Genomic DNA, 26,000 nt, shown 5'->3' with positions numbered 1-26,000 from the left:
CCTGATGCTCAAAGCAACCCTGGGCGCAGCGGTGGTGTTGATCCTCGCTGCGCTGGCCAAGACCAGAAACTACTACATCGCCGGACTGGTGCCGCTGTTTCCGACCTTTGCGCTGATAGCGCATTACATCGTCGGCAAAGGGCGCTCGCTGGATGATTTGAAGACCACCATCGTGTTTGGCATGTGGTCGATCATTCCGTACTTCATCTACCTGGCGACGTTGTATTTGATGGTGGATCGTATGCGGCTGGAGGCTTCACTCGCCGTCGCGGCGGTGGCGTGGTTGATGGCGGCGACGGTGTTGGTCAGCGTGTGGGTGCGCTTTCAAGCCTGACCACAATCCCCCTGTGGGAGCCTGTGGTGAGGGGATAAATCCCCTCACCACAGGCTCCCACAGAGTGATGTTACCGCCCGTAAACCTTTTCAAGCTGCGCCTGTGTCAGCGCATCCTCGAACGGCACCGGCACTGATTTCACCGCGCCGTAGAGGTTGCGATACCGCCAGTAGCTGCCATTGTTGGCCAACTGATAACCGCGCTCGACCACGCGCTGGCCATCAAGCACATACCGCAAGGTTTCCTGAGCGGCCTCCGGCGGTGCCGGTTGCATCAGATCGGTGGCCAGCACGCGCATGGACTCGTCGATGCACTCGTCGAGCACAGCCGTGACCTTCGCCAGATCCAGGCTGCCGTCGTCAATGCATTGCTTGCCGCAACGCCGAATCGGCTGGCTCGTCACTTCGATGCGCATGCGGTACAGCGCCGAACCGGCAATGTCCTGGACCTGCACCTGATTGACCAGCACAAAACTGCCGCGATCGGGAGTGAGCATCAGCTTCGGTTCGATCACCAGACGCGCAGTGACTTGCCCCTCCCCTTGCTTCAGCCCGGCTATTTGCGACGCCTGTTGATAGCGCTGTTGCAGACGTTCCTGCAACGGCACACCGGCGAGCAGGTCGGCCATCGGACGCGAATCCTTGAGGGCAATCTTTTCCGCATCACGCTGCAAGCTGCCGCTGCCCATCTGGGTGTTGATCAGGCTCGCCACGAGCAGACCGGCCAGCCCGGCGGCATTGGAACTGGCCACCAGATTATGACTCGACGAAGCTGCCTTCTGCGCCGCCTCGGCGTCAATCACCGTGCTGGCACCGACAAACGCCTGCGGTAGCTGCATGTCCACTTTCAGCCCATGAGCCTGGACGTAAGACGCGGCACTCTGCGATTTGAAACCGGCCTCGGGCGCCGGTTTCTGCGCACAGCCAGCCAGCATCAACAGGGCCAGTGCACTGGCCACCCTGATCGGCCGCTTCATTGTTCGAACGGCGTGATCATTTGCTGACGGCTATTGTCCATGGCCTGGTAGAAGGCATTGGACAGGTTGGTGTACGTCGGCTCATCCCACTCGCCCTGGGCCGCTTGCACTGCAGCAAAGGGTTTGAACCACAGCAGTTTGTTGTCGACCAGATCGACCACCATGCCCTGCCCGCTCACCTGCGCCATCGGAACGCTGGTCGGCACGAATCCGTAGTAGCTGCGGGTAGCGCCGGTGGCGAAGACATTCACCAGCAATAGTCGATCGACGCCGTAAGCGCCCTTGATCGGCGCCAAGTCACGGCCCATGTAGCCTTCACGAAAACTGGTTTGCTTATAGACGTTCAGGTCAACCGGCTCGTTGATCCGCTTGACCTTGTACCCCTTCGCTTGCAGCTTGGCGACGATGACATCCGGCAAGGTATTCAGGTCGCGCACTTGCCATTTTTCGACGTTGTCGCTGAGCTTGCTGTTGACGCCCCGATTGATCGCGTAATCGAGCATCCCCTGTTGACCGGTCAGCGCCAGCACCGGCGCCGGCACCACAGTGATGGCAACGCCGATGGTCGGCTCTTTGGCATCCCAGAATTGTTTGTCCAGGGGAACAGGCGGTTGGATGTGGGCGCAGCCGGTAAGAGTCAGGCAGGCGAGCAAGGTGAGCGCTGCCCACGTGCGAAAAGCGTGAAGTGTCATGAATCAAATCCCTATGATTGAAATCGTTGCCGTCTATATCGGCAGCAACGGCTAACACCATAGTGGCACATTGATACTTTTTTTTACAGCGGACAGAAATCAGCTGACGGTGCCGCCCTTCGCTTCACTCATGATCTGCCGAATCGCCGCGACAAAGGTTTCCACCGGCTGCCCGCCGCTGACCGCGTACTGCCCGTTGAAGACAACGGTCGGCACCGAATTGACGCCACGGGACAGCCACAACTGCTCTTCCTCACGCACCTCGTTGGCGAACTCCTCCGACCCAAGGATCGCCTCTGCCCGCTGACGGTCCAGGCCAACGCTTTGCGCGATCTGCGCCAACTGACCGTGGTCGGAAGGATTGCCGCCGTCTGTGAAAAAAGCCTTGAACAGCGCCTCCTTCAGATTGAACTGCAACCCCTCCAGTCCCGCCCAGTACAGCAATCGGTGAGCATCGAAGGTGTTGTAGATGCGGCTGTTGCCATCGATGCGAAAGGCAAAACCGACTTCGGCGCCGCGTGCGCGGATCATTTCGCGGTTCTGTTGCGATTGCTCCGGGGTCGAACCGTATTTCTCGGTGATGTGTTCGGTGATGTTCTGCCCTTCGGGGCCCATCTTCGGGTTCAGCTCGAACGGCTGGAAACGGATTTCGGCCTGGACCTCATCGCCCAACACATCCAGGGCCTGGGTCAGGCCGTACAGGCCAACGACGCACCAGGGGCAGGAAACGTCGCTGACGAAATCGATTTTAAGGGGGGCACTCATCACACACCTCGCAGGCTGAACACAGGCCGGAAAAGGATGAACGATACACCTGTGGAAGCGGGATTGTGTGAGTCCGCGGTGTACGTCTGCAAGAGATAGGTCAGCTATTAGGCCGCCTTCGCGGGCAAGCCACGCTCCCACAGGAAATGAGGGTGTTACAGAAGGTTGTGTTCGACCACAGGATCAATCTGCGCCCAATGCGAAGTGTCCTCGCGGTGAGCCTGCAAATAAGGCAACACGGCGGCGAGCAACGGTGCTTTGAAAGCCTCCTGAAAACGATGGGCCAACCCGGGAATCAGCTTCAACTGACTACCGTGAATATGCGCCGCCAAATGCACCCCGTGCATCACTGGCAACAGCGGATCCGCGGTGCCGTGCACCACCAGCGTCGGCACGCGCAACTGATTGAGCATCGCCACCCGACTCGGCTCCGCGAGGATCGCCATGATCTGGCGCTTCACGCCCTCGGGGTTGAACGCGCGGTCATAGGACTGCGCCGCCTGATGCAGCAGTGCCTGCCGATCATCGCTCACTGTCGGGCTACCCAACGCCGCCAACAAATCAGCCTGCTGCTCCAGCGCCACTTCACGATTCGGGGCACCCCGGCGCGACAGCAACTGCACCAGCGCCGCACTCGGCGCCGGCAAGCCTTCGGCACCGGAACTGGTCATGATCAGCGTCAGGCTCTCGACCCGCTGCGGCGCCATGGCCGCCATATGCTGGGCGATCATCCCGCCCATGCTCGCGCCCAACACGTGGAATTGATCGACGTGCAACGCATCCATCAAACCCAGCGCATCGTCGGCCATGTCCGTCAGGGAATACGGCGCCGCAACCGGCAAACCGAGTTTGTAGCGCAGCACTTCGAAGGTCAGGTTGGCGTCGACTGGCGCCTGTCGCCAGGAGGACAGGCCGACATCGCGATTGTCATATCGAATCACCCGAAAGCCTTGCTGGCACAGCGCGACCACCACCTCGTCCGGCCAGTGAATCAACTGCCCGCCCAGCCCCATCACCAGCAGCAGTGCCGGATCCGAGGTACGGCCGATGCTCTGGTACGCCAGGCTCACCTGCGCCAGATCGACGTGCTCGGTCGGAACATTCACATCACAACGAGAGGCCGCCAGGGACGGCAGGCTGAACAATGCGCCCAGAAAAATGACCGCTGATAAAAACAAAGCACGCATGAAAAAACACCAAAACGCAGAACCCCAGTAGAGCGCGAGTCTGATGAAGTTTGATCAAGCGCGCTGCCACAGTTACGTGACAGTTTGATGAAGAGTGCTGAACGGTCATATTCGAGACTGTGTTGCCTGCTTCGACTTGCTCGCGAAGGCGCCAGAATGGGCGCCGCGGAACTTTAGGCCAACTGACTACGCAACTGCCGCGCCGCCGCCACCATGTTGACCAACGCGGCTTCGGTTTCCGGCCACGCGCGGGTTTTCAAACCGCAATCCGGATTGACCCACAACCGCTCCGCCGGAATCCGCTTCACCGCTTTGCTCATCAACTTGACCATCTCCGCCGTGTCCGGCACCCGTGGCGAGTGAATGTCATAGACGCCCGGCCCGATATCGTTCGGGTAATCGAACGCTTCAAAGGCCTCCAGCAATTCCATGTCCGAGCGCGAGGTTTCGATAGTGATCACGTCCGCATCCATCGCCGCTATGGACTCGATCACGTCGTTGAATTCGCTGTAGCACATGTGGGTGTGGATCTGGGTTTCGTCGCGCACACCGGAAGCACTCAAGCGGAACGCTTCCACCGCCCAGTCCAGGTATTCCTGCCATTGCGCCCGACGCAGCGGCAAACCTTCGCGAAACGCCGCTTCGTCGATCTGCACGATCTTGATGCCGGCGTTTTCCAGGTCCACCACTTCGTCGCGCAGGGCCAACGCCAGTTGCTGCGCCTGGATTTTTCGCGAGACATCTTCACGGGGGAACGACCACATCAGCATGGTCACGGGACCGGTGAGCATGCCTTTCATGACCTTGTCGGTCAGGCTTTGCGCATAGGTGATCCAGTCGACGGTCATGGCGTTCGGACGGCTGAGGTCACCGTAGATAATCGCCGGTTTGACGCAGCGCGAACCGTAGCTCTGCACCCAGCCGAACCGGGTGAAGACATAACCCTCAAGCTGCTCGGCAAAGTACTCGACCATGTCGTTGCGTTCGGCCTCCCCGTGTACCAGCACGTCCAGGCCCAGGCGTTCCTGGACTTGCACGGCGTGGCGGATTTCGCTGTGCATGGCGTCGGTGTAATCGTTGGCCGACAGCTTGCCTTGCTTGAACGCCTGACGCGCCAGACGGATCGAACCGGTCTGCGGGAACGAGCCGATGGTGGTGGTCGGGAACGTCGGCAGTTTCAACCGCGCACGCTGTTGCTCGATGCGTTTGGCAAACGGCGAATGGCGTTGGCTGTCGGCTGCACCGATGGCCGCGATGCGCGCCTGCACGTCGGCTTTGTGAATGCGTGGCGACTCGGCGCGGCTGGCCTGAATCGCACGGCTCTCGGCCAGGGCGGCTTGCACCTTGGGCGATTGCGGGTCGTTAAGGGCATCGCGCAGCACAGCGATTTCGCCACACTTCTGCACGGCGAACGCCAGCCAGCTTTTCAGTTCCGGGTCGAGCTTGTCTTCACGCTCCAGGTCCACCGGGCTGTGCAGCAGCGAGCAGGAACTGCTGACCCACAGGTTGTCGCCAAAGCGTTCTTGGGCCGATTGCAGTTGCGCAAGGACTTGCTCCAGTTCGCAGCGCCAGACATTGCGGCCGTTGACCAGGCCCACCGAAAGAATCTTGTAGGTCGGCAGGCGATCGAGCACCTGGCCGAGCTGGTCCGGCGCCCGCACCGCGTCGATGTGCAGGCCTTGTACCGGCAGGCTGACCGCCAGACCGAGGTTGTCTTCCAGACCGCTGAAGTAGGTCGCCACCAGTTTTTTCAGCGGCGAGTATTGAAGGATGTGGTAAGCGCGTTCGAACGCATTTTTCCAGGCTTGTGGCAGGTCGAGGGTCAGGATCGGCTCGTCGATTTGCACCCATTCAACGCCTTGCGCGGCGAGGCGACCGAGGATTTCGCCGTAGATCGGCAGCAGGCGCTCCAGCAGGTCGAGCTTGTCGAAGTCGTTGCCTTTGGCCTTGCCCTGCCACAAGTACGTCAGCGGGCCGATGATGACGGGTTTGACGTTGTGGCCGAGGTCCTTGGCTTCTTCAACTTCGTCGAACAGCTGTTCCCAGCTCAGCTTGAACTGCTGGTCAGCGCCGAATTCCGGGACCAGGTAGTGGTAGTTGGTGTCGAACCACTTGGTCAATTCCTGGGCGTATTGCGCCTTGTCGTGATCGCCGCCGCAGCAGGTTGCCGTGGCGCCACGGGCCATGGCGAACAACGTGTCCAGCGTCGGCAGGCCATTGGCATTTTTGGCGCTGTCGAAACGCTCGGGGATCACACCGAAGGTCAGGGAATGGGTCAACACCTGGTCGTACCAGGCGAAATCGCCGACCGGTAGCAGGTCGATGCCGGCGTCTTTCTGCAATTGCCAATGGGTGGCGCGCAGTTGGCAGCCGACGCTTTTCAGCGCGTCCTGATCGAGATCGCCCTTCCAGTAGGATTCGAGGGCTTTTTTCAGTTCACGGTCCGCGCCGATGCGTGGAAAACCAAGTGTGTGGGCCAGAGCCATGGTGAATTTCTCCCTGTAAAAGATGGCGCTATTGTCGACAGCCAACCAAACATGAGGCAAACTCAACCTTTTCGTGTTGATCACAAGTTTTCCTCATGGAGCCCCGCCGGTGCTTGAAATCCGTCACCTGAAGACCCTGCACGCCTTGCGCGAAGCCGACAGCCTGGTCGATGCCGCCGACCGTCTGCACCTGACGCAATCGGCCCTGTCTCACCAGTTCAAGGAGCTTGAGGAACGACTGGGGATGCCGCTGTTCGTGCGCAAGACCAAACCGGTGCGTTTCACCAGCGCCGGTTTGCGCCTGCTGCAACTGGCCGACGCCACCCTGCCGTTGCTGCGCGGCGCCGAGCGCGATATCGCGCGGCTGGCCGGTGGCACCGCGGGGCGTTTGCACATGGCGATCGAGTGCCACAGTTGCTTCCAGTGGCTGATGCCGACCATCGACCAGTTCCGCGATGCCTGGCCGGAAGTCGAGCTGGACCTGGCGTCGGGTTTCTCTTTCGCTCCGTTGCCGGCCCTGGCCCGTGGCGATCTGGATCTGGTGGTGACCTCCGATCCGCTGGAAATCGCCGGCATCACGTATGTGCCGCTGTTCACTTATGAAGCGATGCTCGCGGTGGCCAACCAGCATCGTTTGGCGAGCAAGGCGTATATCGTGCCGGAAGATTTGCTGACCGAGACCTTGATCACTTACCCGGTGGAGCGTGATCGGCTGGACATCTTCACCCGCTTCCTTGAGCCGGCCGACATCGAACCAGCCCAGGTCCGCACCTCGGAATTGACGGTGATGATGATGCAACTGGTGGCCAGCGGCCGCGGCGTGTGCGGCATGCCACACTGGGCGCTGCATGAATACAGCTCACGGGGGTATGTGAAGGCCAAGCGGCTGGGCGAGAAAGGGTTGTTTGCGACGTTGTACGCGGGGATTCGCGCGGACATGCTGGATGCGCCGTACATGCGTGATTTTCTGCTGACGGCGAAGGACACGTCGTTTTCTACGCTGGATGGGGTCAGCGCCGTTCGATAGCCGACACGGTCCCTGTGGCGAGGGGACTTGTCCCCGTTGGGCTGCGAAGCGGCCCTAGAACCTGCGAGCGCGGTTTACCTGAAAGAATGCCAGGGAGCGCTTCGCACTCCAACGGGGACAAGTCCCCTCGCCACAGAAGCTGTCATCCCTCAGAGTCTGAGGAGATCTCGCGCCACATGTGGATCTTGTCGAAGTAGTCTTCGCCCACCCGCACCGCCATCGGCTCCAGGCCGAACTGGATGAAGCCGCATCGCTGATAAAGGTTGAACGCCGCTTCGTTGCCCGCGGTGACGGTCAGCTGGATCAGCCTAAGCCCCTGATGGGCCTGCGCCTCGGCCAACGCCGCCTGCACCAATTGATAACCGAGCCCGCGCTGGCGGACCTGGCCGGACACGTACATGCCAAACAGCGTCGCCTTGTGCCGGGCCTTTTCACGAGGTTCGAAGGCAAGGCCGACGATGCCTGCCAATTGCCCTTCCTCAAATGCGCCGAACACCACATCCTGCTTGCTGGTCAGGCGCGACTCCCACCAGCCCAGCGGCATCGTGGCGCGCTCGCGCACACTCGAGGTAAACGCCTGGGGGTGCAAGTCATAGGCTTCGAGCATCAACGCCCGATAGTCCAGGGCATGACTGGCATCAAGCCGCTCAATCCACATGTTCACGCCGCCCTTCGTTGCTCAAGCATCAGCCGCACCGCCAGCGCCGACAGCACGAACCCCATGAAATAGCGTTGCACCGCCAGCCAGGTCGGGTTGTTGACGAACCAGGACGCGATGCCTGCCGCAAACACCGCGATCAACAAGTTGACGCAGAAACTGACGCTGATCTGGGTCAAACCGAGAACGACGCTCTGGGTGAACACCGAGCCATGCTCAGGCGTGATGAACTGCGGAAACACCGACAGGTAAAACACGGCGATTTTCGGGTTCAGGGCACTGGTCAGAAAACCCATGGTGATCAGTTTGCGCGACGAGTCCGGCGGCAACTGCTGAGCCTCGAACGGCGACCGCGCCCCCGGTTTGACCGCCTGCCAGGCCAGCCATATCAGGTACAGCGCACCGGCCCACTTCAACACTTCATAGGCCATCGGCACCGCCAGGAACACCGCCGTCAAACCCGCCGCCGCGGCGAACAGGTGCACGAAGAATCCGGCGACCACACCGAGCAACGAGGTCACTCCCGCCTTGCGGCCCTGGCAGATCGAGCGGGAGATCAGGTAGATCATGTTCGGCCCCGGCGTCAGTACCATCAGCAACGCGGCAGCAGCGAAAATCAACAAGTCTTGAAGCGGAATCATGGGCAATCCTTGGTCCGTGAATAATCAGGCGATCGCGGTCAGCGAGGCTCGATAAAACGGCAGGATCAGGTCCCGTGTCAATGGCGCCAGCGTGACATCACCGTCGGTCGTCGGATCAATCCAGCGCACCTCTTCGATCTCCGCTGCCGGGGACACGTCTGAATCAATCGTCAGTTGAAAGAGTTCGGCCTGTACGATAAATCCCGGCTCATTAGCGGCCGGTGCCGAGAATTGCCCCAGATAGATGGCGTGCGCCGGATCAATGACCAGTCCCAGCTCTTCATCCAGTTCACGGGCCAGCGCGATGGCCGGTTGTTCATGGGCCTCGATCTTGCCGCCCGGTTGCATGAAGGCCTCGGTGCCGCGCTTGCGAACCAGCAGGGTACGACCGTCGGGACCGATCAACAGGGCGGCGGCGATGTGGATGAGTCGGGGTGAAGCGGTGGCTGAAAGCGTCATGGATGAGGATGAGCCTTGGTTAAAAGGCGCAAGGATCACATGATTGTCGGGACGTCGTCACGCCGATAAAAATCTTTGCGGAGCACCGCCCCCCCCTGTGGGAGCGGGCTTGCTCGCGAAAGCGGTGTGTCAGGCAACAAAGATGTCGACTGACACTCCCTCTTCGCGATCAAGTCGGATCGCCGCACCGCCGCTCCCACATGGGATCAGCGCGAGAACTGGGAAATCTGACCGGCTTCTGGAATCGCTTCTTCGGGCACCTTCACAAAAATGCTGTATTTCCCCCCCTCCATGGCTTCGAAAGCGATCAATTTCTCCACCAGCGGCCGGTTCAACACCTTGCCGGCATTGAGCAGCAGCATGCCGTTGTCGGCATTGAGGTTACGCGCCAGGATCATCCCCGCAGCCAATTCCCGGGTGGTAATGACCTTGACCGTCGGATCGGCCAGAGAAACATCGCTCAGGTAGGCGGCACACACCTGAATGAAATCCTCCACCATCCCGGGGTCGTAGAGTTTTCCGGCATAACTGCGGATATACACCAGTGCCTCATCACTGTTCATCTGCCGTTCCAGGATCAACCCGCGCTGCAACTCGATGAAATCCACCGCCATTTTCAACAGCCGGGAACCGAACGGTATCGCCTTGCCCTTGAGCCGGTCGGGGAAACCGCTGCCATCCCAACGCTCCTGATGATGAAGAATCAGACGAGCGGCATCCTTCATCGGGTCGAGCGTCATCAACAGCGATTCGCTCTGCTTCGGGTAATTGCGATAACGCTCACGATCATTGTGGTGCAACAGGTCCGCGGGGGCGGTCATCATGCTGTCGGTCCAGCTCAGCTTGCCGATGTTGTAAAGCGCCGCCGCCATGCTCAGGTCGCGACTGCTGACTTCATCCAGCCCATGGTGCGTGCAGTACACCCGCACCAGCTCGATGATTTGGCGATTTGTCTGTTTAGCCGGCGGCATGCGCAGGTTGGCCAGCAGCGAGAACATCTCGGTGCCGGTGACGTAGCTGTGCTTGAGCTCTTCGTAGGCCAGGTCGAGCATGTCGGCGGTCTGCTGCAGTTCAGCGGTGCGGGAGGCGACGCGTTTGTCCAGCTCGATGTTGAGCAGCTTCAATTCCTCGTTCCGATCCCACGTCTCCTGCACCAGACGCAACCGCTCAAGCTCGGAATGCTGATACGCGAGTGATTGTCGCAATGTCAGCAGCAATTCCCCATCGTGCCAGGGCTTGCTGATGTAACGGTGAATCTGCCCGTCATTGATGGCTTTGATAATGGCTGACGGATCGGCATAACCGGTCAGCATGATCCGGACGGTATCGGGATAACGCTCGTGGATACGGGCCAGCAGCGTGGCACCGTCCATGTTGGGCATGCGTATATCGCTCATTACCAGGTTGATGGGCACTTTCGCCATGATTTGCAGGGCTTCGGCGCCGCTGGTGGCCAGCAGCACGTCGTAGGGCTGGCCGCGTAACAGGCGACCCAGGCTATTGAGGATGGACTCCTCATCATCGACCAGCAGCACCTTGGGTTTAGGGGTGGACGTCGCTGGGAGTGGCTCTTCCATGGCATTACCTCAGGCGAAAACAGGTACAGCGTCAAGTCGGGACCCGGCAAACATCCCCTATTGCCTGGTCCTGACCTACAGGCTAGATGATTTTCGACCCGTCACTGTAATGATTCGTTTCCAGTTGCGCGAAGTCTGATCCGGGCGTCTATGCTCACGTCACTCGGATCCATAATCTGTACGTTCGGCCAAGTGGTCAGGGAAAAGGATGCCCCTTATGAACACTGCGCACCAAACCGCTGTCGGGCCAGGGACATGGCGATGAATACGCTACTGGCGCGGACCAACCGGCGGATTCTTATTGTCGACGACACCGCTTCGATCCATGAGGACTTCAACAAGATCCTCAGCCCGCCATCGTCCGATGACGACAACCTGACCCGTGCTGAACTCGCCCTGTTCGGCACGGCGACGGCCACACTGCAGAGTTTCGTACTCGATTCGGCATTCCAGGGCCTTGAAGCGCTGAACAAGGTCGAAACCGCATTGGCCAACGACCTGCCCTACGCGATGGCGTTCATCGACATGCGCATGCCTCCGGGCTGGGACGGCCTGGAAACCATCGAACGGCTGTGGCAAGTCGACCCCAAGCTGCAAGTGGCACTGTGCACGGCCTATTCCGACTATTCCTGGGAAGACATCGACGAACGCCTGGAGCTCGGTGACCGTCTGCTGATTCTCAAGAAACCGTTCGATGCCATCGAAATCCGCCAGATGGCCAGCGCGCTGACCGCCAAGTGGCAAATGACCGAAGATGCAAAGCTGAAGATGTCGCTGCTGGAACAAGCCGTCGAGGAGCGCACCCGGGAACTGTCCGATGCCAACATCATTGTGCAGAACAGCCCGACCATTCTGTATCGATTGCGGGGCGAGCCGTCGTTTCCGTTGATGTACATCTCCCACAACATCACCAAGTACGGTCATGTCGCAGCGAAACTGGTGGCCTCGGCCAATTGGGCCCGGGAGTTGATTCATCCCGACGATCAAGCGAAGGTCGACACCGCCATGGCCCAAGTGCTGGACCGCCATGCCGCAGGCGCCTCCATCGAATTCCGGATGCGCACCGGCGCGGGTGACTGGCGCTGGGTGGAAAACCGCTATATCCCGGTACGAGACGACGAAGGCCGTCTGCTGGAAGTCGAAGGCATCATCATCGACGTCACCGAACGCAAACTGGCCGAGGAGAAAATCTCCCTGCTGGCACGCACCGACGGACTGACCGGACTGGCCAACCGCGCGACGCTGATCGAGCGGCTGCACCAGGCCTTCGCGGCCGCACGTCGCGGCGCGACCCCGTTTGCCATGTTTTACCTGGACCTGGACCACTTCAAACGCATCAACGACACCCTCGGCCACCCGGTGGGCGACCTGTTGCTGCAAGAGGTTGCACGCCGCATCAAGACCTGCGTGCGGGAAAACGATGTGGTCGCCCGCCTCGGCGGCGACGAGTTCGCAATCCTGCAGCTGGACGTCGGCGACCCGACCCACTCCGCTGCCCTCGCCGCCAAAGTCCGCGATGCGCTGGTGCAGCCCTACTCCCTGGCCGGCAACGATGTACGAGTGTCGGTCAGCATCGGCATCAGCAGTTACAACCCGATCACCACCAGCGCCGACGGCCTGTTGACCCAGGCTGACATGGCGCTCTATCGCTCCAAGGAAAAGGGCCGCAACCAGTACCACTTCCACTCCGACGAGATCAATCAGGAGGTGGTCGAGCGCATGACCATTGCCAGCGAGTTGAGAGCGGCCATCGCACACAATGAACTCGAACTGCATTACTGGCCGGAAGTCGACTTGAGCACCGGCAAGATCCTCGGAATGGAAGCCCAGGTCACCTGGAATCACCCCGAGCGCGGTTTGCTGGACGCCCCCGCGTTCCTGCCCGCCGCCGAAAAGACCGGCACGATCATCGCCCTCGGTCATTGGGTGCTGGATCAAGCCTGCCGGCAGATGCGCCAGTGGCGTGATGAAGGTGTCGCGCCACCGGTGATTGCGATCAAGCTGTCCCTGGCCCAGCTCAAGAGTGGCCCCGAGCTGATCTATGACGTGCTGCGCACCACCGCGCGCTGGGAGCTCTGCGCCGGGGACCTGCGGTTCGACGTCACCGAAGCGACGCTGGCCCAGACCAAATGGACCCACAACGACGTATTGCCACGCTTGCGTGATCTGGGAGTGAAGATCGCCATCGACGACTTTGGCACCGAGTATTCGTCGTTCGATTACCTCAAGACTTACCAGGTCAATCACCTGAAACTCGCCCAAGCCTTCATCGACACAGCCGCTCGCGATCCGTCCAGCGCCAATACCTTGCGCGCCATCATCAACTTCGCTCGGGATGTCGGCATCGGCATCATCGCCGAAGGTGTCGAAACCCAGGAGCAACGCAGTTCACTGATGGCCACCGGGTCACCGATGAACGCCCAGGGTTATTACTTCAGTAAAGCCGTCAGCAGCCAACAGGCAGCCGAGTTGCTGAAAGCCGGGAGCATCATGCCGTCCACGGAGGACAAAGGATGAAAGTGCCTTTTGTGCGGACCAACCGGCGCATCCTGATCGTCGACGACACGCCTTCGATTCATGAGGATTTTCGCAAGATCCTCGGCGCCGAATCGGAAGGCGAACAGAGCCTGGCCGGCACGGAAGCGGTTCTGTTTGGCACGCCGCAGATTGATCGGCTGACGTTTCAGCTCGACTCGGCCTATCAGGGTCAGGAAGCCCTCGAACTGGTCAAACGCGCACTGGCCGAAGGTCGCCCCTATGCCATGGCGTTCACCGACATGCGCATGCCGCCCGGCTGGGACGGGCTGGAGACCATCGAACAACTGTGGCAGGCAGATCCGCACCTGCAAATTGCTTTGTGCTCTGCGTATTCGGATTACACCTGGGAAGCCATGGCCGCACGGCTGGAATTCGGCGACCAGATGCTGGTGCTGAAAAAACCTTTCGACAGCCTGGAAATCCGCCAGATGGCCAGCGCCCTGACCTGGAAGTGGCAGATGGCGCAGGATGCGGCGATGAAGGTGCTGAGCCTGGAGCAAACCATCGAAGCGCGGGTTCACGAATTGCTCAAGGTGTCTCATTTGTTGCAGTACGACGTGTTGACCGAGTTGCCCAACAGCACGTTGCTGGGTGACCGGTTGAACCAGTCGCTTGCGTTGTCGCGACGCCATGACAAGCAACTGGCGGTGATGTTTCTGGGGCTTGATCGCTTCAAGCGCATCAACAATGCCCTCGGCCATCCGGCCGGTGACGAGATGCTCAAACAGGTCAGCCGCAATCTGGTGGACGCCGTGCGCGAGTCAGATTCGGTATTTCGCTATGGCTCCGACGAATTCGTGGTGATCCTCGCCGATATCCGCCACCCCCAGCAGACCAAGGGCATCGCCGAAAAACTCTTGAACGCCATTCGCGCCCCCCTGCATATCGCCGGGCACGACCTGAGCGTGACCGCGAGCCTGGGCATCAGCGTTTACCCTAATGATGGTTTCGACGCCGTCGAATTGATCAAGAAAGCCGAAACCGCGATGCGCAACATCAAGGAAAGCGGCCCGAACGATTTCAGTTTTTTCATCGACGAAATGAACCAGCGCGCCCGGGATCAGCAAAGCATCGAGACCGGCATTCGCCTGGCGCTGGAGCGCAATGAATTTGTCCTGCATTACCAACCCAAACTGGACCTGGGCAGCGGCAAGGTGGTCGGCGCCGAGGCGTTGATTCGCTGGCAAAAACCGGGACACGGGTTGGTCTACCCATCGGATTTCATCAGTGTGGCCGAAGACAGCGGCCTGATCGTACCGTTGAGTAAATGGGTGCTGGCCGAGGCCTGCCGACAAGCCTGCGCCTGGCAGGCCGCCGGGCTGCCGAAGATCTGTATGTCGGTGAACATGTCGGCCATCGATTTCCGTCAACGCGACTTTGTCGACGGCATCGAGCTGATACTCAAACAAACAGGCCTGGAGCCGGCATTGCTGGAGCTGGAAATCACCGAAGGTGTGTTGATGCAAAACATCGAGAGCACCGTCACCGCCCTGAACCGACTCAAGGTCATGGGCATTCGGCTGGCCATTGATGACTTCGGCACCGGCTATTCCAGCCTCAGCTACTTGCGGCGCTTTCCCATCGACGTGCTGAAAATCGACCAGTCGTTCATTCGCTGTTTGAGCACCGACAGCAATGACGCCGCCCTGGTCAGTGCCATTATCAGCCTGGGCCGCAGCCTCAAGCTGAACATCATCGCCGAAGGGGTGGAAACCCTTGAACAACTGAATTTCCTCAAGGCTCATCAATGCGAAGAAGGCCAGGGTTACTACTTCAGCAAAGCCGTCGAACCGGACGCCTTCGCCCGCTACCTTGAGTCTGTGAAACCTGCTCCATTTACCGCCACGTGAACGATGTGCAACGACACACAGGCCATCCGCCAGGGAATCATCAGATGTCGCCATCCATTCACCGCCTGCTGCTGGTGTTGCTGCTCGGATTCTGTCTGAGCGCGGGCGCCGCGCCGCTGGATGAACCGCTCAAACCGCTGCCCCCGGTGCCACAGCAAAACCCGCTGCGGGTCGAACTCGGTCGCCAGTTGTTCAATGAACCGCGCCTGTCGGTCAACACCACGCGGTCCTGCGCCAGTTGTCATCATCTGGAAAAAGGTGGTGACGATAACCAGGCATTTTCCATCGGCTTCAACGGCGTGCCAGTGACGATCAACACCCCCAGCGTGTTCAACGCCACCCTGAATTTCAGGCAGTTCTGGAACGGCCGCGCCGACACTCTGGAAACCCAGATCCATGAAGTGGTGAAGAGCCCCAGCGAAATGGGCAGCAACTGGGACCATGTGGTGGAGGTACTGTCGGCCGACCCGGGTTACCGCAGCGCATTTGGCAACGCCTACCCGAACGGCGTGACCATGAACAATGTACAAAACGCCCTGGCCACCTACGAACGTACACTGCTCAGTCGCAATTCACGGTTTGATCAATACCTGCTAGGGGACACCGACATCCTCACGGCCGAGGAAAAGTACGGTTACCAACGCTTCAAGGACTATGGCTGCATCGCCTGCCATCAAGGCGTGAACATCGGCGGCAACATGTTCCAGAAGTTCGGTGTCATGGGCGATTACTTCAAGGTTCGCGGCAACCCGACCGACACCGACCTGGGGCGATATCTGGTGACCAAGGATGAAGAGGACCGCAACGTGTTCAAGGTACCGAGCCTGCGCAATGTTGCGGTGACCGCACCGTATTTTCACGACGGTTCGGCCAACACCCTCGAAGAGGCGGTGGACGTGATGTTCAAGTTCCAGCTTGGTCGCATTCCTTCCACCAAGGACAAAACCCTGATCATCAGTTTTCTCAAGACCCTGACCGGTGAATGGGAGGGCAAACCCTTATGAAAATGTCCCACCGTCGCAGCCTCGCACTGCTGAGCGCTGCCGCTTTGTTGCTGGCCTCAACGCTGCTGTTTCTGTATCTCAAATCGAATTCGAACCAGACATCGACCTACGCTGAATCCCGTGACCTGATCCGTCGGATCAAACAGCTCAACGCGCAATGGGAAACCGAGATTCTCAAGGCCAGGATCGCCACCCACCACAACTACGATCCGCTGGTCACGCCGTTGACCGAGATGACGCAGCAGTGGGAGCAGTTCGACACCATGGAATCGAACCACGGTCGCAACGACTCGCCGATCTGGCGCGCCAGCCGTGATGCGTACCTGACCGCCATCCAGGAAAAGACCCGGCTGGTGGAGCAGTTCAAATCCCACAACGCTGTGCTGCGCAACTCACTGGCGTTCCTGCCCACCGCCGAGGACGACATTCAGGGGCTAATGGCTCAGGTGGTTGATGGCGACAAACTGCAACTGCAGAACATCGCTACCGACACCTACGATTTGCTGTTCAGTTGCCTGGAATTCGCCCAGGTCACCTCCGCCGACAAGGCCGCCGACATTCTGGTCGGACTGAACAAGCTTGAGGTGAACAAGTCGCGCCTGCCCGAGCAGTTTCACAGCCCGATCGATATTCTGAGCAACCACATTTCACTGATTCTGCGGGAACAACCGCTGGTCAACCGCTTGCTGGAAAACATCGAAGCAATTCCCGTGGCCGAACGCCTGGACGACATCACCAGCCTGTTGAACAAGGACCAGCAACAGGCCGATGCGATCGAGCAGCGCTATCACCTCTTTATGTTGGTGTTCTCAGTACTGCTGGTCCTGCTGTTGGTGTACCTGGCCATTCACCTGATGCGCAGTTTCACCACCATCAATCGCGTCAACAAGGCCCTGAAAACCGCCAATGACGAACTGGAGCTGCGGGTGGAAGAACGCACCCGCGAACTCAAGGACACCCAGAGCGAACTGCTCGCCACCGCACGCCAGGCCGGCATGGCAGAGATCGCCACCAATGTGTTGCACAACGTCGGCAACGTGCTTAACAGCGTCAACATCTCGGCCGATCTGGTCAGCCGCAAACTGCGCGCCAGCAAGGCCCAGGGGCTGGGCAAGGCGATGCAACTGATTAACCAACACCCCGGTGATCTCGGCACCTTCCTGACCCAGGACGAGAAAGGCAAGCTGCTGCCCGGTTACCTCAATCAACTGGTGGAGGCCATCGCCCTCGAACAACAAGGCATGACCGACGAACTCGCGCAGTTGAGCAAAAGTGTCGACCACATCAAGGACATCGTCGCCACCCAGCAATCCTACGCGGGTGCCAACAGCCTGATGGAGCCGCTGCACATCAGCGAATTGCTCGAGGACGCCCTGCGCATGAATGCCGGCGCGCTGACCCGGCATCACGTCACAGTGGTCAAGGAGTACGGCGAGGTGCCGCAGGTCATGGGTGACAAGCACCGCTTGCTGCTGATCCTGATCAACCTGATCAGCAATGCCAAATACGCCATGTCCGACCTCAGCAACCGCCCGCGGCAGATGACCCTCGGGGTCAAAATCGTCGACGACACGACGCTGCAAGTCAGCGTCAAGGATGACGGTGAAGGCATCGCCCCGGAAAACATGACGCGCATCTTTGCCCACGGCTTTACCACGCGCAAGGAAGGTCACGGCTTCGGCCTACACAGCTGCGCCCTGGCCGCCATCGAAATGAACGGCCACCTCACCGCCCACAGCGACGGGCCGGGCAAGGGCGCGCAGTTCACCCTGCAGATCCCGCTGAAAACCGTCATGGAGAACGCATGAGCGAACAGTCGAACCGGCGCATTCTGCTGATCGACGACACACCGTCCATTCATGAGGATTTCCGCAAGATCCTTGTGCCGGCTCCGCAGACCGTCGAGCTGGACGAGATGGAAGCGGCGCTGTTTGGCAGTGAAATGAAACCCACCCGCGCCCTGTTCGAGCTCGATTCGGCGTATGGCGGGCAAGAGGGCCTCGGCAAGCTCAAGAAAGCCTTGCAGGAAAACCGCCCCTACGCGCTGGCCTTCGTCGACATGCGCATGCCGGAGGGATGGGACGGCGCGCAAACCATCGAGCATTTGTGGCAGGAAGCCCCGCGCCTGCAAGTGGTGGTGTGCACCGCGTATTCCGACTATTCGTGGGATGAACTGCTGGACCGGTTGCAGGCCCATGACCGGCTGCTGATTCTGAAAAAACCGTTCGACAACATTGAAGTCCAGCAGATGGCCAACACCCTGTTGACCAAATGGGACATGACCGAACGGGCCTTTGTACAAATGAGCCATCTGGAGCATCTGGTGGATCAACGCACGACCCAGTTCAAACAGGCCAGCGAGGCGTTGCAACGGGAAATCGACGAGCGCAAACAGCTAGAGTCACAGCTGGTGCAATCGGAAAAACTCGCTTCACTGGGGCAACTGGCGGCCGGCGTCGCCCATGAAATCAACAACCCCATCGGCTTCATTTCCTCCAACCTCGGCACCCTGGACGGTTATTTCAAGCAGCTGCAGGAAATGCTCGACGCCTATCGAGACGCGGAAGAGGCGATGGGTTCCAGCGAGCTGGTCGAGCGTTTGCAACAGCTTCGCGACCGGATCGAGCTGGAATTCCTGCGCGACGACATACCGCTGCTGATCAAGGAATCCAAGGACGGCATCAACCGCGTCGGGCAGATCGTCAGAGACCTGAAGGACTTCTCGCGGGCGGACTCCAACCAGGAATGGCAATGGGCGAATCTGCAACAAGGCATCGATTCGACGCTGAACATCGTGGCCAATGAGCTGAAGTACAAGGCCGATGTGGTGAAGGACTATCAGGCGCTGCCCGACATCGAATGCCTGCCGTCGCAAATCAACCAGGTGTTCATGAACCTGATCGTCAACGCGTCGCAGGCCATCGGCCCGGAACGCGGCACCCTCACCCTGCGCACCGGGTCTGAAGGGGAAACCGTATGGATCGAAGTCGCCGACACCGGCACCGGCATCCCGCCGGACATCCTGCAGAAAATTTTCGACCCGTTCTTCACCACCAAACCGGTGGGCCAGGGGACAGGGCTGGGGTTGTCCCTGTCCTATGGCATCGTGAAGAAACATCAGGGGGATATTTCGGTAGTGAGTGAAGTCGGCAAAGGAAGCACATTCCGCGTCGAATTGCCTATTCACCAATCAAAACCCGCAGCCTGAACACAACTCCAAATGTGGGAGCGGGCCTTTGTGGCGAGGGAGCTTGCTCCCGCTGGGTCGCGAAGCGGCCCCAAAAGTTTGCGACTGCTTCGCAGCCGAGCGGGAGCAAGCTCCCTCGCCACAAAGGCTCGCTCCTACAGGGTTCTTCAGCAGTCAGGTGGTTATGTGGCTTCCTGAAAATCCATCTCCGGTGGCTGACGACGGAATCCGCCCGTCAGCACCGCCAGGTACACCACACCAATCGCCAGCCAGCTCAGCCCCAGATAAATCGCCAGGTGATCGAGGCTGACCATCAGCCACAAGTCCGCCGCCAGACCGATGAACGGAAACAACAGGAACAGCACGAACTCACGCAGCCCCTTCTTCTCGCCGCCGATCCAGTAGTGAAAGATCACCGACAGGTTCACCAGACTGAACGCCAGGAACGCGCCGAAGTTGATGAACGAGGTCGAGGTGGTGACGTCCAGTTTCAGCGCCAGCAACGCCACGACTGCGCACAGCAGGATGCTGTTGATCGGCGTGCCAAAGCGTTCGTGCAAGGTGCCGAAAAACGATTTCGGCAGCACACCGTCACGGCCCATGGCATACAGCAGCCGTGAGCCACTGGCCTGAGCCGACAGACCCGAAGCGAACTGCCCCACGATCAGACCGATCAGGAAGATCGACACGAACAGGTCGCCCCCGATGTTGCGGGCAATTTCATAGGCCGCCGAGTCGACGCTGTCGAACTGGAACGACGGATGCGCAATCTGCACGAAGTACGACACGCTGACGAAAATCAGTCCGCCGATCAGGGTAATCAGCATGATCGCCCGCGGGATGGTGCGGCGCGGGTCGCGGGTTTCCTCGGTCAGGGTGCTGACCGCGTCGAAACCGAGGAACGAGTAACAGGCGATGGCCGCACCGCTCATGATCAGTGGCATCTGCATGTCACCGTTAAAGAACGGTTTGACTGACCACAACGGTGTGCTGGCATCACCGCCGACGTAGTGGATGCACAGCGCAACGAAGGCGATCAGCACCAGAAACTGCACCAGCATCAACAAAGCGTTGATGCCATTGGCCAGTTTCAGGCCGACGATGTTGATCGCGCTGGTGATGCCGATGAACGTCAGCACCCAGACCCACTGCGGCACCGCCGGGAACGCGGAGTTGAGATACGCCGCGCCAATCAGCCAGATCGCCATCGGCAGGAACAGGTAGTCGAGCAGCACCGCCCAACCGGCGATGAAACCGAGTTTCGGGCTGATCGCCTTGCGCACGTAACTGTAAGCCGAGCCGGCCACGGGAAACGCCGAAGCCATTCGGCCGTAGCTCATGGCGGTGAAGAACATCGCCACCAGCGCCGCGAGGTACGCGGCCGGCACCATGCCGGCGGTGGATTGAGCGAGGATGCCAAAGGTGCCGAGCACAATGATCGGCGTCATATAGGCGATGCCAAACAGCACCACCGCCCCCAGTGAAAGGGTTCGTTGCAAACGAGCCATGAGCGACTACTCCGAATTTTATTGGATTTATGGCAGAGCCGAGTTCGGCGCAAATTACGGGTGTTGCGTTTGTTGTTCTGGGTGAATCGTCAAACAGGTGTGTCGTCTGTCAGGGCCTCTTCGCGAGCAAGTCGAATCGTCGCACCGCCGCTCCCACATTCGACCGAGTTGTTTCAGGACGATGCGATCAAAATGTGGGAGCGGGCTTGCCCGCGAAGACGTCAGCCCGAGCGACACAGAATCCGGATCAATTCTTGGGAATCAGCAACTCCCGAAGCCCGGAAGCATGCTCAACAAACTCCCCCGGCAACTTCAGCCGCTGATCATCCAGATACCGATAATCCTGCCGCGCCGCTTCCAGCTGACTGAAATCCAGCTCAACCGCAAACTGCCCCTCATCTCGTCCAGCCTCAAACAACAGCGTGCCCAGCGGATTCACCAGCGCACTGCCACCGGCAAACAACAACCCGCCATCGCCCTCTTCCACCCGGTTGACCATCAGCGCAAACGCCTGGTTTTCCTGGGCACGGGCCATGATGGCGGTGCGGTGCGTCGGGCCGTATGGGTCCATGTTGCCGTTGGTGACGATCAGCAGTTCGGCGCCCAGTTGTGCCAGGGCGCGGGCGGTTTCCGGGAACTCGATGTCGTAGCAAATCAGCAGGCCAACCCGCACGCCGTTCCACAGGCACGTGGCGTAGCGATCGCCTGGCTCGTAAACACCGCGATCCGACGCCCACAGGTGCGTCTTGCGGTATTTCAACGCGATGCCTTCCGGGGTAATCAGCAGCGTGGTGTTGAAAAAGCGACCGTTGTCGTTCTCGGCCGTCCCGATCACCACGGCGATGTTGCGCTCACGGGCAGCGGCGACGATCGCGCTGACGGTGGGGCCGTTCAGCGGTTCGGCAACTGCCGCCACCGTCTCGGCCGACGGGAAGCCCATCAAGTGGCTTTCCGGAAACATGATCAACTGCGTGTCGGCCGCGCAGGCAGCAATCGCCGCCAGTGCGCGTTCGAGGTTGTAAGCCGTGTCGTTGTCACGGCCCGCCAATTGGGCGAGTTCGACCTTCATGGGTAGTCCTTGTTCTAGTGGCCGGGCGGTAGAAAGATTGCCCGGTCGGTGTCTGTGCGCCAGTATGCGCAGCAAGCAACCGGCCAGGGAATCACGCGGCCGGGGTAACCCGATAGGGGTAGACCCATGACACTCTCGTTAGACGACATCGCCTGGCACCGTTCGGTCGGGCAACTGATCGACGCCCTGGACAAGCCCAATTTCTGGACGCAGCTTGTCCGGTTATTGGATCAATACGTGACCTTCGACAGCTGGGTGGCATTGCTTTTCAGCGCCGACCAGCACCCGCAAGTGTTCGCTGAATGCCCGGGCGAAGATGGCAGCCCCGATCAGTTGTTCCAGGATTACCTGCGCGGTTTGTACCTGCTCGACCCGTTCTACATCGCCTGCCGCGAGCAGTCGCGCACCGGGCTCTATCGCCTGTCGGAAGTGGCGCCGGAGCATTTCGAGCTGACCGAGTATTACCAGCGCTACTTTCGTCTGAATGTGGTGGCCGACGAAATCCAGTTCAATTGCCAGCTTGAAGGTGACCGTACGCTGTGCCTGTCACTGGGCAGCAAACAGCGTTTCAGCGGTCAGCAGATTGCCTTGCTGTCGTTGATCCAGCCTTGGGTGCTCGGTCTGTTGCGCCAGCGCCTGCCTTACGAAATCAACGAAGTCGTGGCCCTCGCGCCGGCGCCGGTCCAGGGTGACTGGCGGGTACAGCTGGAGGCCTCGGTGCAGCAACTCAAAGGTGCGCAACTGACCGCTCGCGAGCTGGATGTCGGACGTTTGATGCTCAGCGGTTGCTCCAGTAAAGAAATCGCCCGTAAGCTGGAAATCTCTGTTGAAACCGTGAAAGTCCATAAGAAACACATGTACAGCAAGCTGGGGATCAAGTCCCAGTCCGAGCTGTTTTCGATTTTTCTCCAGGCGCAGAATGCCTGAAAATCGCTGCAGCGCCGCAAATCTCTGTGGTGAGGTTTTTTGTGGCGAGGGAGCTTGCTCCCGCTGGACCGCGAAGCGGTCCCCCTACAGACACCGCGTGCAGTCAGACAGAATCCGTCAGCAGGTTTTGCGACTGCTACGCAGCCGAGCGGGAGCAAGCTCCCTCGCCACAAAAGCAAGATGCAGCATTGCCAAACAATGACCGAGTCCGAACCCAAGGAAACCGTATGAGCCTGTCACTCCTGAGCCGCTACGCCTTCTTTGCCGCTTGCGTGATCTTCACCCTCGCCAGCCTGCCCTTCCTGGAACACGACTGGCTCTGGCCGATCACCGCCGTCACCGGCGTGCTCAGCCTGATCGGCCTGTTCGATCTGCTGCAAAGCCCCCACGCGGTGCGACGCAACTACCCGATCCTCGGCAATATTCGCTATCTGGTGGAGGGTATTCGTCCGGAAATCCGCCAGTACCTGCTCGAATCCGACAGCGACGCCCTGCCCTTCTCCCGGGCCCAGCGTTCGCTGGTCTATTCCCGCGCCAAGAATGAAAGTGCCGACAAACCCTTCGGCACGTTGATCGACGTGTATCAGTCGGGTTTCGAATTTATCGGCCACTCCATGCGCCCGGCACCGTTGAGCGATCCGAGCAGTTTCCGCACCATCGTCGGTGGCCCGCAGTGCTCTCAGCCGTACTCGGCATCGGTGTTCAACATCTCGGCCATGAGCTTCGGCTCCCTCAGCGCCAACGCCATTCGCGCGTTGAATCAGGGCGCCAAGCTCGGCAACTTTGCCCACGACACGGGTGAAGGCAGCATCAGCGCCTACCACCGGGAAAACGGCGGTGACCTGACCTGGGAACTCGGCAGCGGCTACTTCGGTTGCCGCACCGCAGACGGGCGCTTCGACCCGGAACGCTTCGCCGCACAAGCGCAGACGCCGCAGGTGCGGATGATCGAAATCAAGATGTCCCAAAAGTTATATGGTCGATTTGTTGACCTTCAGCTTTTTGCCAATGCAAAGCTCACCAACGCATTTAGATCAGCCATCTCGACGCCGTTGCGATTGGTTACACCCTTCATGAAAGGTCAACTCTGTTAGGGATACGCAAACCAAATGTGTTGATCTTCTGCCTCCGACACTTCCACCGACTGTTACTTCGTAGTACCACGGCCTTTCCCACGAAACCCAATGAATACACACGAGAACTCCGACAACGATACCGGTGACAGCTGGCCGTTCTTATCAGAACGCATTAGCGGACTGAATTCGACTTTCACTCCATGCACTGTTGGCATGAGGCTCACTGATGACTCTGGAGGAACACCAGAAGCGCAAAGGCCTACGCCGCATCAATGGCGGACTCATGCCTCCAAGATATCGTCCCTCCGACCTTCAGTATGCAGGCTTATGGCCGACGTATTTCTATAGTCATCAACGCTCTCACGGACTCCTTCAACATGGATAAACGCGCCCCATCGGATGTTTTTCTTTCGAACACAGTCACCGCAGCTGACTACCATGCTTTCAAACGAGCAAAGGACAAGGAAAGCATTGCTGATTTCGTCTACCAAAGATTTCAGGAGCGCTATCTCAAGCCCTTCGAATCTAAAGAGCATAAGCACGGCTTTGCGATGATGGCGTGTGGGTGCCTCATGGTTGAAGCGTTGCAATCTTTCTGGACTGGGTCTGCAAAGTCAGGACTAAGCGGCCCTGCCTTCAGCGACTTCTTCGACCGCGTGGAGCGCTTTGCGGGTCTGCGCGAACACAGCAGGCATTTTTACAAACACGTCAGGTGCGGCATCATGCACCAGGGTGAAACCACAGGAGGATGGCGGATCCGTAGGGATGCATCGCAATTATTCGACTCGGAACATTTGGTGGTTGATGCCACCCTATTCCTATCCGCGCTTGAAGAATCCCTACGCGACTATTGCGACCTGCTAAAAGCGTCGGACTGGGACAGCGAGGTATGGAGCCGCCTACTGATGAAAATGCGCTTTGTATGCGAGGGCACATTGGTACAAAAGGAATATCTAGAGCTACCGGCATTGACACAGTAGTGAGCCCGGACTATCTGGCCGATGCTGACTCGCCCGAAAAGCAGCTCTACAACCGAAATGCGGCGTGCATTCTCAGGTCTATGCACTACGGGTTTTCAAGCTGATTCCTTTCCCGCCTCAACACCTATCAGCTTGCACATCGCTACACCGTTTTTGGTTATGACAACGATGTGGCCTTGCTCAACCAGTGCAAGCAACCGACGGAGGCGTCTGCGAGCTTGGCAGCAACTTATGACGGTAAGCATTGGTATTGCACCTCTGTGCTATTGGTTCTGAGTGTGAGGCTCAATTTCTGCCCGACCTGGGCTCTCTGCGGGCAACTCTGAAAATCGAGAAAAATCAGATCGGGAGCCAACGTAGATTACGAGCGTGCTCTTCAAGATTGGGATAATTGGCCATCACTAATCTCGGGGCGGGCACCTCCATGTTGATCACACTCCCACGCCATATTCGAGCCGTTTCAGTAGTGTGTGGACTGCCAGACACCCTTCTTCTGTCCCTAGCATTTCATAAGGCCGCCTTCCACTCAGACCAATGCACTCCTGCTGAACCCAACGCACTGCGTCAGCTCCGAAGAACGACAATATTGAATCCACGGTTCGTACGTAGCTACTGATGTAGTGCCCATCACCGATTTGCGGCTCGATCTGCTCCATGTGGCTCCCGTGGCCATGCAGGTCGCACCGAGTCAGCATCCAACCGTCAAGCATGATCAATTTACCTGCCTTGCCACACAGCTCGCACACGCAACCGGAAGCCAGTTCGCAGATATCAAGAATCTGACAGACATTCTCTCCACCACCTCTCTGGTAGATCCGGAGGAGTCCGAATTTCTCTTTCACCTGCGTGATTTTCACATCGCTTTTCTCCATTTCGGCGTAACGCTGGATTTGCCTCAAGCTCCCTTCGATGAGATCCGTCCAGCCATCCATACACTCAAAACCGAATACCTCCTGTGCGGAGGCGTCTGCCCGAAAAAGCAAAGTCCCGTAGGGTGTTGCCGCTGACCGAAAACTGACCCAGTAAAGGCTGTTCTGCCGACTGAAAACTGACCCAGGT

General features: G+C 59.2%; 22 protein-coding genes and 1 pseudogene. 10 read left to right on the top strand and 13 right to left on the bottom strand.

Features of this window, described 5'->3' with window-relative positions; genetic code table 11:
- Nucleotides 1–4 precede the first annotated feature (4 nt).
- Nucleotides 5–334, top strand: a complete 330-nt coding sequence (locus tag ACYZTL_RS21420; protein ID WP_461953413.1) for a GlpM family protein — start codon at nt 5–7, stop codon at nt 332–334.
- Nucleotides 335–404: 70 nt separating this feature from the next.
- Here ACYZTL_RS21420 and ACYZTL_RS21415 read toward each other — a convergent pair whose 3' ends face one another.
- From ACYZTL_RS21415 to metE, 5 genes are all read right to left on the bottom strand, one after another.
- The gene (locus ACYZTL_RS21415; protein WP_461953412.1) at nt 405–1,310 is read right to left on the bottom strand and encodes a hypothetical protein; all 906 of its coding nucleotides are present in this window, start codon (nt 1,308–1,310) and stop codon (nt 405–407) included.
- The gene (locus ACYZTL_RS21410) at nt 1,307–2,002 is read right to left on the bottom strand and encodes a hypothetical protein (RefSeq protein WP_461953411.1); all 696 of its coding nucleotides are present in this window, start codon (nt 2,000–2,002) and stop codon (nt 1,307–1,309) included. The genes ACYZTL_RS21415 and ACYZTL_RS21410 overlap by 4 nt, the downstream gene beginning before the upstream one ends.
- A 99-nt stretch (nt 2,003–2,101) precedes the next feature.
- Nucleotides 2,102–2,767 (bottom strand): DsbA family oxidoreductase, encoded by a 666-nt coding sequence (locus ACYZTL_RS21405; RefSeq protein ID WP_461953410.1) that lies wholly within the window; start codon nt 2,765–2,767, stop codon nt 2,102–2,104.
- Nucleotides 2,768–2,922: 155 nt separating this feature from the next.
- Nucleotides 2,923–3,954 (bottom strand): alpha/beta fold hydrolase, encoded by a 1,032-nt coding sequence (locus ACYZTL_RS21400; protein WP_461953409.1) that lies wholly within the window; start codon nt 3,952–3,954, stop codon nt 2,923–2,925.
- 173 nt (nt 3,955–4,127) lie between these two features.
- Nucleotides 4,128–6,440, bottom strand: coding sequence for a 5-methyltetrahydropteroyltriglutamate--homocysteine S-methyltransferase (gene metE, locus ACYZTL_RS21395; protein ID WP_461953408.1), 2,313 nt, complete (start codon nt 6,438–6,440; stop codon nt 4,128–4,130).
- Between the two features lie 109 nt (nt 6,441–6,549).
- Here metE and metR point away from each other — a divergent pair, with 109 nt between their 5' ends.
- Nucleotides 6,550–7,467, top strand: coding sequence for a transcriptional regulator MetR (gene metR, locus ACYZTL_RS21390; protein ID WP_461953407.1), 918 nt, complete (start codon nt 6,550–6,552; stop codon nt 7,465–7,467).
- 142 nt (nt 7,468–7,609) lie between these two features.
- Here the strand turns inward: metR and ACYZTL_RS21385 are convergent, their stop codons facing one another.
- From ACYZTL_RS21385 to ACYZTL_RS21370, 4 genes are all read right to left on the bottom strand, one after another.
- Nucleotides 7,610–8,125, bottom strand: a complete 516-nt coding sequence (locus ACYZTL_RS21385; RefSeq protein WP_461954351.1) for a GNAT family N-acetyltransferase — start codon at nt 8,123–8,125, stop codon at nt 7,610–7,612.
- Between the two features lie 2 nt (nt 8,126–8,127).
- Complete coding sequence (locus ACYZTL_RS21380; RefSeq protein ID WP_461953406.1) at nt 8,128–8,766, bottom strand: LysE family translocator; 639 nt, start codon at nt 8,764–8,766, stop codon at nt 8,128–8,130.
- A gap of 24 nt (nt 8,767–8,790) precedes the next feature.
- Nucleotides 8,791–9,225 (bottom strand): NUDIX hydrolase, encoded by a 435-nt coding sequence (locus tag ACYZTL_RS21375; protein WP_461953405.1) that lies wholly within the window; start codon nt 9,223–9,225, stop codon nt 8,791–8,793.
- Between the two features lie 206 nt (nt 9,226–9,431).
- Nucleotides 9,432–10,802 (bottom strand): HD domain-containing phosphohydrolase, encoded by a 1,371-nt coding sequence (locus ACYZTL_RS21370; RefSeq protein ID WP_461953404.1) that lies wholly within the window; start codon nt 10,800–10,802, stop codon nt 9,432–9,434.
- A gap of 255 nt (nt 10,803–11,057) precedes the next feature.
- On the opposite strand from ACYZTL_RS21370, the gene ACYZTL_RS21365 reads away from it, so the two are divergent.
- The 5 genes from ACYZTL_RS21365 to ACYZTL_RS21345 are packed head-to-tail and all read left to right on the top strand — an operon-like array spanning nt 11,058 to nt 19,402.
- Nucleotides 11,058–13,319, top strand: coding sequence for a GGDEF/EAL domain-containing response regulator (locus ACYZTL_RS21365; protein ID WP_461953403.1), 2,262 nt, complete (start codon nt 11,058–11,060; stop codon nt 13,317–13,319).
- On the top strand, nt 13,316–15,190 hold the full coding sequence (locus ACYZTL_RS21360; protein ID WP_461953402.1) for a putative bifunctional diguanylate cyclase/phosphodiesterase: 1,875 nt from the start codon (nt 13,316–13,318) through the stop codon (nt 15,188–15,190). The genes ACYZTL_RS21365 and ACYZTL_RS21360 overlap by 4 nt, the downstream gene beginning before the upstream one ends.
- A 44-nt stretch (nt 15,191–15,234) precedes the next feature.
- Entirely contained in the window at nt 15,235–16,194 is a 960-nt protein-coding gene (locus ACYZTL_RS21355) for a cytochrome-c peroxidase (RefSeq protein WP_461953401.1), read from the top strand.
- Nucleotides 16,191–18,002, top strand: a complete 1,812-nt coding sequence (locus ACYZTL_RS21350) for a DAHL domain-containing protein (protein ID WP_461953400.1) — start codon at nt 16,191–16,193, stop codon at nt 18,000–18,002. The genes ACYZTL_RS21355 and ACYZTL_RS21350 overlap by 4 nt, the downstream gene beginning before the upstream one ends.
- Nucleotides 17,999–19,402, top strand: a complete 1,404-nt coding sequence (locus ACYZTL_RS21345; protein WP_461953399.1) for an ATP-binding protein — start codon at nt 17,999–18,001, stop codon at nt 19,400–19,402. Before ACYZTL_RS21350 ends, ACYZTL_RS21345 begins: the two co-directional genes overlap by 4 nt.
- Before the next feature lie 161 nt (nt 19,403–19,563).
- Here the strand turns inward: ACYZTL_RS21345 and ACYZTL_RS21340 are convergent, their stop codons facing one another.
- Together ACYZTL_RS21340 and ACYZTL_RS21335 are read right to left on the bottom strand one after the other, a co-directional pair.
- The gene (locus ACYZTL_RS21340) at nt 19,564–20,889 is read right to left on the bottom strand and encodes an APC family permease (RefSeq protein ID WP_461953398.1); all 1,326 of its coding nucleotides are present in this window, start codon (nt 20,887–20,889) and stop codon (nt 19,564–19,566) included.
- A gap of 247 nt (nt 20,890–21,136) precedes the next feature.
- Nucleotides 21,137–21,958 carry a carbon-nitrogen hydrolase family protein gene (locus ACYZTL_RS21335; protein ID WP_461953397.1) on the bottom strand — a complete coding sequence of 274 codons (822 nt, stop codon included), beginning with the start codon at nt 21,956–21,958 and terminating at the stop codon, nt 21,137–21,139.
- Nucleotides 21,959–22,084: 126 nt separating this feature from the next.
- Here ACYZTL_RS21335 and ACYZTL_RS21330 point away from each other — a divergent pair, with 126 nt between their 5' ends.
- The 3 genes and pseudogenes from ACYZTL_RS21330 (at nt 22,085) to ACYZTL_RS21320 (ending at nt 24,941) form a co-directional block, all read left to right on the top strand.
- Nucleotides 22,085–22,885: a helix-turn-helix transcriptional regulator gene (locus tag ACYZTL_RS21330; protein ID WP_008032237.1), complete on the top strand. Its 801-nt coding sequence runs from the start codon at nt 22,085–22,087 to the stop codon at nt 22,883–22,885.
- A gap of 227 nt (nt 22,886–23,112) precedes the next feature.
- Nucleotides 23,113–23,853 (top strand): annotated as a pseudogene (locus ACYZTL_RS21325) (glutamate synthase-related protein); the annotation flags it as partial.
- 485 nt (nt 23,854–24,338) lie between these two features.
- Nucleotides 24,339–24,941, top strand: coding sequence for a hypothetical protein (locus ACYZTL_RS21320; protein WP_461953396.1), 603 nt, complete (start codon nt 24,339–24,341; stop codon nt 24,939–24,941).
- Nucleotides 24,942–25,036: 95 nt separating this feature from the next.
- Here ACYZTL_RS21320 and ACYZTL_RS21315 read toward each other — a convergent pair whose 3' ends face one another.
- On the bottom strand, nt 25,037–25,186 hold the full coding sequence (locus tag ACYZTL_RS21315; RefSeq protein WP_461953395.1) for a type II toxin-antitoxin system prevent-host-death family antitoxin: 150 nt from the start codon (nt 25,184–25,186) through the stop codon (nt 25,037–25,039).
- Nucleotides 25,187–25,372: 186 nt separating this feature from the next.
- Nucleotides 25,373–25,873 (bottom strand): antitoxin Xre/MbcA/ParS toxin-binding domain-containing protein, encoded by a 501-nt coding sequence (locus ACYZTL_RS21310; RefSeq protein WP_461953394.1) that lies wholly within the window; start codon nt 25,871–25,873, stop codon nt 25,373–25,375.
- Between the last annotated feature and the right edge of the window lie 127 nt (nt 25,874–26,000).

It is taken from the genome of Pseudomonas sp. LB3P81 (assembly GCF_054897965.1).
The sequence above is the reverse complement of the archived record's forward strand: the minus strand, read 5'-3'. Positions and strand labels throughout refer to the sequence as shown.